The organism is Gordonia sp. OPL2 (assembly GCF_003797825.1).
Lineage (GTDB): Bacteria > Actinomycetota > Actinomycetes > Mycobacteriales > Mycobacteriaceae > Gordonia.
This window is the reverse complement of the sequence record NZ_RKME01000038.1, coordinates 38,705-45,342: the sequence shown is the minus strand read 5'-3', so window position 1 is coordinate 45,342 and position 6,638 is coordinate 38,705. Positions and strand designations below refer to the sequence as shown.

Annotated in this window: 6 protein-coding genes; 3 read left to right on the top strand and 3 right to left on the bottom strand. The window is 65.3% G+C overall.

What is annotated here, in order from left to right:
• Nucleotides 1–214: 214 nt before the first annotated feature.
• The gene (locus tag EEB19_RS24135; RefSeq protein ID WP_187589860.1) at nucleotides 215–853 is read right to left on the bottom strand and encodes an isochorismatase family protein; all 639 of its coding nucleotides are present in this window, start codon (nucleotides 851–853) and stop codon (nucleotides 215–217) included.
• A 138-nt stretch (nucleotides 854–991) separates the two neighbouring features.
• Here EEB19_RS24135 and EEB19_RS24130 point away from each other — a divergent pair, with 138 nt between their 5' ends.
• The gene (locus tag EEB19_RS24130) at nucleotides 992–1,945 is read left to right on the top strand and encodes a GlxA family transcriptional regulator (RefSeq protein WP_187589859.1); all 954 of its coding nucleotides are present in this window, start codon (nucleotides 992–994) and stop codon (nucleotides 1,943–1,945) included.
• Between the two features lie 17 nt (nucleotides 1,946–1,962).
• Here EEB19_RS24130 and EEB19_RS24125 read toward each other — a convergent pair whose 3' ends face one another.
• A complete protein-coding gene (locus EEB19_RS24125; RefSeq protein WP_187589858.1) occupies nucleotides 1,963–2,730 on the bottom strand; it encodes an alpha/beta fold hydrolase in 768 nt (255 codons plus the stop codon).
• A 274-nt stretch (nucleotides 2,731–3,004) separates the two neighbouring features.
• Here EEB19_RS24125 and EEB19_RS24120 point away from each other — a divergent pair, with 274 nt between their 5' ends.
• Together EEB19_RS24120 and EEB19_RS24115 are read left to right on the top strand one after the other, a co-directional pair.
• Nucleotides 3,005–3,364: a nuclear transport factor 2 family protein gene (locus EEB19_RS24120; RefSeq protein WP_262365887.1), complete on the top strand. Its 360-nt coding sequence runs from the start codon at nucleotides 3,005–3,007 to the stop codon at nucleotides 3,362–3,364.
• A 158-nt stretch (nucleotides 3,365–3,522) separates the two neighbouring features.
• A complete protein-coding gene (locus EEB19_RS24115; protein WP_187589857.1) occupies nucleotides 3,523–5,031 on the top strand; it encodes an amino acid permease in 1,509 nt (502 codons plus the stop codon).
• Between the two features lie 103 nt (nucleotides 5,032–5,134).
• Here the strand turns inward: EEB19_RS24115 and EEB19_RS24110 are convergent, their stop codons facing one another.
• Nucleotides 5,135–6,595, bottom strand: coding sequence for a PucR family transcriptional regulator (locus tag EEB19_RS24110; protein ID WP_187589856.1), 1,461 nt, complete (start codon nucleotides 6,593–6,595; stop codon nucleotides 5,135–5,137).
• Nucleotides 6,596–6,638 lie beyond the last annotated feature (43 nt).

Genomic DNA, 6,638 nt, shown 5'->3' with positions numbered 1-6,638 from the left:
CCTCTACGCAGCCAACCCGCAGCGCTACCGGCACCCACCCCGGGCACCTGAAGTCCCCAGCATCGTCGGCATCAACAACAAACAGAAACAGAACCAGGTCCTGTCTCAGACAGGTTGACAAATACCGTCACAACCAAGGTGCTGTTGCAGAATCGGGGTGCGCCGCCCATCGGCGGAACCGAGTAGCTCTTATCACATTGCCGTACAACCTTTTTCACACCGAGGCTGCCGCCTCCCGACCCGACATCGCCGACACGACCAGGTTGCTCTTCTCGAGCGGTTCGCCGGAATCCAGCGCCTCGATCCATCCGCGCGTGGTGGTCACCGCCGCGAAGTTCGAGTGCAGCAGCACCATCAATGTCTCGTGCAGGTCACGTGCGGACACCGAACCCCGGTCGTTCGACAGGTTGATCGCACCGGTGGCATCGGAGAGGATCTCGGCGGCGAACCCGAGACCTTCGGCCTCGACCGCGGTCGCGAGGTCGCAGTTGTTGGCCATGTGCCCGACGATCGTGATGGTGTCGATGTCGTTCTGGCGCAGCCACTCGGCGACATCGGTGCCGGCGAAGACACTTCCGTGGATCTTGTGGACCCGCTTCGTCGACGCATCGATGCGCTTCTCGATCTCCGGATGGAGATCCCAACCGTCGGTGCCCTCGACGAAGACCGGTGCTCCGGCGGGCATCTGATGCTGGACCACCACCACCGGGACACGCTGCGCCGTGGCTGCTTCGACAGCGGTGACGATATTGGTCAGCGAGTCCTCGTGGGGCGGGTATTGGATCTGCAACGGACCGTCGAAGTACTCCTGCTGAACATCGACGACGATGAGTGCGCGGCGAGGTGCGGTCATGAGGTGGCTCCTCGGGTTGTCATGGCGGATGTGCTCCGTCATCGATTCTTCGGGAGACGGCCTTGCCGCACGAGTGGCATGAATGCATACTTTCGATGAGTTCAGGCCAACGCTGTCGCCCGACCGTCAGGAGTGTTCATGCGCATCGCCGTCCACGCCTTCGACGGGATCACGATGTTCCACCTGGCCGCACCGTTGATGGTGTTCGGCGAGGTGGGGCGTCTGGACATCGCCGCGGACTGGACGACCGAGCTGTGGTCGGATCGTGCCGGATCGATCCGCACCGCGGAGGGTTACCCCATCGCCGAGGTCCGTGGACCTGAGGTCACCCGGGATGCCGACATCGTGATCATGCCCTCCTGGCCGATGTCGTTGCCCGAGCTCGACCCACGATTGCGGCGGATCATCACCGACGCGCACGATCGCGGCGCCACCGTCGTCGGACTGTGCCTCGGCGCGTTTCCCGTCGCCGATGCCGGGTTGCTCGACGGCCGCGACGCGGTCACCCACTGGGAGGCGATCGATCGTCTCGCGCAGCGCCGGCCGGGACCGCGGGTGAACTCCACGGTGCTCTACATCGACCACGGTGACGTGCTCACCTCGGCCGGTACGGCATCCGCGATCGACGCGTGTGTCCATCTGGTGCGCACACACCTCGGGTCCGCGGCCGCATCTCGAGTGGCGCGGTCGCTGGTCGTCGCACCACATCGTGAGGGCGGCCAGGCCCAGTACATCGAGCGGCCACTGCCGAGGCCGGCGCACGACGGCATGATGGCCGAGATCCTCGACTGGGCCTTGGCACATCTGGACGAGACACTCGACATCGGCACCCTTGCCGACCGGGCAAGCATGAGCCGGCGAAGCTTCGTGCGGCACTTCCGTGACGCCACCGGGACCACCCCTGCGCGTTGGGTTCTCGACCGACGACTCGATCGGGCCCGCGCATTGCTGGAGACCACGGACTGGCCGGTGGACGTGGTAGCGACCGCGAGCGGATTCGGCAGCGCCGTCACGCTGCGACAGAAGTTCGCAGTGGCATACGGGATCTCACCGACCGTGTACCGCAAGCAGTTCGCGCAGTCGGCGGGGTGAGCGCGGGGGAAGCCGGATCAGTGGTCGGAACCCAGGAACTGCACGATCACCGCGTTGACCGCCGCCGGCGTCTCGATCGGGATGAGGTGGGAGCCGGGCAGGACACACAGACGCGCTCCGGTGATCGCGTCGACGACCCCGCGGGTGTGTTCGAGGGTCACCTCGTCCCGGTCGCCCTGCATCACCAGCGTCGGCGCCGTGATCGCCGACAAATCGGCCAGATCGATCTCGGGTTCGGAGTTGATCATCGCCATCGTCTTGTCGAAGATGACCGGGAAATGATCTGCCCCGTCCGGGGATTCGGATGCGTACTCCGCGGCGAAGAAACCCATCATCTCGTCGTCGGCGGTATCGAGCGCGTCCAGGATACCGCCGACGGCGCGCCCCGAACTGTTGTAGTACTGGCCGATCAGCACCAGATGACGGACCAGATCGGGACGACGCAGCGCGACCAGCACGCCTACCACCGCCCCATCGCTCCAGCCGACGATCTCGGCGGGACCGCCGACGACCTCGTCGAGATACGCGATGGTCTCCTCGGCCATGTCCGCATAGTGGAACTCGTCGGTCACGTCGGGACTGTGCCCGTGCCCGTGGCGCTCGGGAACGTAGACCTTCCAGCCGGCGTCCACCAGGGCGGGGACCTGACCGCCCCACGACGACGCGCCCGAGAACGCGCCGTGCAGCAAGACGACGGGCCGGCCGTCCCCGTGGATCTCGTGCCATACACGGGTATCCGGCGTCGGATGGTTGATCGTGATGTACTCGGCGACAGATGCGGTCACGGGATCAGACTAGTCCGGCCGCGGTCCTGCCGGGTCCGACAGTTCGCCGACCGTGCCCTGATTTTCGCCGACCGTGTCCTGTTTTTCGTCGACCGTGTTCTATCGATCGCCCCGCCGCGGCGACGTGCTGATCGTCGTGCACGGTCGGCGAAAACTTGGGCACGGTCGGCGAAGGACGAAGGGCCAACAGCGGCGCCGCATAGATCGCCGGACCCGGGTGCACACCCCTCCCACCTGGACTAACCTTCGCTCCAGACCGCCGACTGGAGGACAAGTGACCGACGACATCACCCGCCTGATGGAAGCCAACCTGCTCGAGGTGTTCGACGAGCGCGATCCCGACCGTCGGCGCGACGCGATCTCACGCACCTACTCACCCGATGTCGTGTTCACCGACGCGGAGGGCACCGTGACGGGACACGAGCAGATCTCCGCGAAGGTCGCCGCGCTCCTCGACGGCCCTCTTGCCGGCATGCACTTCGTCAAAGCCGGTCCGATTCACCAGGTTCCGGGAATGGGTCACCTCGCGTGGCATGTGGTAGCACCCGGCTCCGACGAGGTGATCGCGTCCGGCTTTGATGTCGCCCTCATCGAGGGCGGGAAGATCGCCAAGCTGTTCACGGTCCTCACCTAGGCGATTCACCCACCGCTCGTACACCTGTATGAACGCCCGCCGTCATCCTGTCGGTATTGCGAATGGTGTGTGCGCACCGAACCCTGGAAGGTGACTCCCATCACAAACAACTCGATCGATCAGCCACCTCGGTTGTCGAGCGGGAAGGAAGAGGTCTCATGGGAATCGCACCTGCTCCAGACACCAGCCAGCTGAAAAAGGGCTTGAAACAGCGGCACCTGACCATGCTCTCCCTGGGCGGAGTGATCGGCGCAGGACTGTTCGTCGGGTCCAGCGCCATCATCGCCGAGGCCGGACCACTCGCCTGCATCACCTATGCGATCACCGGGCTCATCGTGCTGCTCGTGATGCGGATGCTGGGTGAGATGGCGGCAGCCAAACCATCGACGGGGTCGTTCACCGACTATGCGCGGATGGCATTCGGACCTCTCGCCGGCTTCACCACCGGCTGGCTGTACTGGTATTTCTGGGTGATCGTCGTCGGATTCGAAGCCGTCGTCGGCGGACAGATCATCAACAAGTGGATTCCGGCGCTCCCGGTCTGGGCCATCGCCCTCGGTCTGATGGTGATCATGACTCTGATCAACCTGATGTCGGTCGGCGCGTTCGGGGAGGCCGAGTACTGGTTCGCCGGGATCAAGGTCGTCGCGATCGTCGCGTTCATCTCGATCTCGCTGCTCTTCGTGCTCGGATTGTGGCCGGGCGCCGACATCGACTTCTCGAACCTGACCGCACACGACGGGCTGTTCCCCAATGGGATCTCGACCCTGTTCGTCGGCGTCGTGGTGGTCATCTTCTCGATGACCGGGGTCGAGGTGGTGACCGTCGCCGCGGCCGAGTCGGCCGAACCCGCGAAGGCGATCCGCAAAGCGGTCAACTCGGTGGTCTTCCGCATCCTCGCGTTCTTCGTCATCTCCACGTTCCTGATCGCGATCATCGTCCCGTGGAACACCGTGGTCCCTGGGGAGTCGCCGTTCGTGACCGCGCTCGACCGGGTGGGCATCCCGGGTGCGGCCGATCTGCTGACCCTGGTGATCCTGGTCGCGGTGTTGTCCGTGCTGAACTCTGGCCTCTACACCTCCTCGCGCCTGCTCTTCGTCATGGGAGCCCGGGGAGACGCACCGCGGTGGATGAGCGCGACCAACAAGCGAGGTGTGCCGGTCAAGGGCATCCTGTCGTGCACGGTCGTCGGATACGGATGCGTTGTCCTGTCGGCACTCTGGCCGGACACCGTCTTCCTGTTCCTGATCAACGCCTCCGGTGCAGTCTTCCTGTTCGTCTACTTCATGATCTGCATCTCCGAACTCAAGCTTCGCCGACAGTGGGAGCGCGAGAACCCGGGAATCCTGCAGTTCCGGATGTGGCTCTACCCGGGTCTGCCGATCCTCGTCACCCTCGCCATCGTCACGGTGCTGGTCAGCATGGGAATCCGCGACCAGAACCGCGTGGAGCTGATCCAGGGCGTGGCCGTCTGGGCGGCACTGGTCGTGATCTACTTCATCCGGAAGCGGTTGCGTCCCTCTGGTTCTGATTCCGCGACCGACGTCCCTGATGCTCCGCATTCGGCGGAGTTCGAGATCGCGACAGGTGTGGGATCCGTCGATCCGATCCCCCACGCCGACGTCCGGACCAGCTCACCGTCCGAGACACCACCGCGCACGCGCTGACGACCCACCTTTCGCCAGACCGCACCCGCCTCCCGCATGGCCGACGGCCACGGGAGGCGGGTGCGCGTCGTCGGAGCGTTCGGTGCGATCCGGCGGCCGCAGGTCAGAACCCGCCGTCCGACAATGTGACCCCGGCACGGTCCGCACCGGTGAACGCGAGCCACAGGAGTGCCGATCCTTCGGTCGAGGTCGGCTTCAGGCCCGTGAGTTGTTCGACCTTCTTGAGGCGATAGACCAGCGTCTGGCGATGGATGTTGAGCGCGTCGGCCGACTTCTGCCAGACGCCGTCATTGTCGAGAAACACCCGCACGGACTCGACGAGTTCCCCGTCGTTGCTCGCATCATGGTCGATGAGCGGGCCCAGTACCCGACGAACCAGCCGTCGGATGTCGTCGACGCTGCCAGGCAGGACGTCCGCACTCGTCTCCTCCTCACCGTAGGCGACCGCCGACACGCCGCGGTCGTGAGCCCGCACCACCGCGAGGTGCGCCTGACGCGCCGCCTCCGGGACCTGGGAGTTCAGCGCCAGCGGAATCGACACTCCGACAGCACAGTTCGGCGCCAGTGCGACACTCACCTGCTCCAACAGCTGGACATCGAACGGGACCACACCGATCAGCATGTTCTCGCGGGGGATGATCAATGGTGCACAGTTCTGCAGACACAGCTGGTGGTGTACGCCGAGGTGATCGAGCGGAGATCCGTCCGGGGTCTCCCAACAGGCCACCGCGACACCTCCACTCATGCCGCGGTGCTTCAGTTCGGGCCATACCGCGGACAGGGTGATCGATTCGTCGAGCAGGCCGTTCAGCAACGCCTCGCCGGATGCGCGCATCCGATCACGCTGCACCGCAGCATGTTCGAGCTCCAGCGCAACGAGGCCACCGACATGCTCGAGGAGCGGCCGGTCGGTCACCTCCGCGGCATCCGCACCAGCGGTGAGGACCAGACGACCCACCCCGGGCATCTCGACCTCCGCGCCACCGCCGGAGGTCTGGTCGCCGCGGTCGAAGGCGCGCCGGCCCACCGCGACCGCCTCGCCGGCGACCAGATCGCGCACCTGAAGTGTCCATCCGGTGGACCGCTCCAGGGCCGACAGCCGCTCCCCCAATGTCCCTCGACGATGCAGGGACTGCCAGTAGACGTCGTACAGGCGTTTGATCGCCGCCACCCGCTGGCGCTCCGACTCGATCGCGCTCTCGATGACCGTGCGGGCCAATGAGACGAACTGGAGGTCGAAATCCGCACCGAGAACGGGGAAGCCTCTGTCCTCGGCGACGGCGAGCATGCCGGGGGTCACGTCAGGAGCAGTCGGACTGGGTGCGACGACGAGACCGCTCACCCTGCTGTCGATCAGCTTCGAGATCCATTCGCGCTGTTCGATTTCCTCGGCCGGGAGCCCACCACCGGTGGTCATCACGAGATCGCCGGTTTCGAACCACGACCATGGATCGTCGAGGTCACACGCGTGTGCCCACGTGACAAGCCGAGATCCGCCTCGCTCACCCGCGAGATAACGCAGTCCCAGCGACGGAACCGCCGCCAGCTGATCGACCGAGATCATGGCGCGACCTCCCTTCATACAAAAGTATGACCCCCGAGGCCAA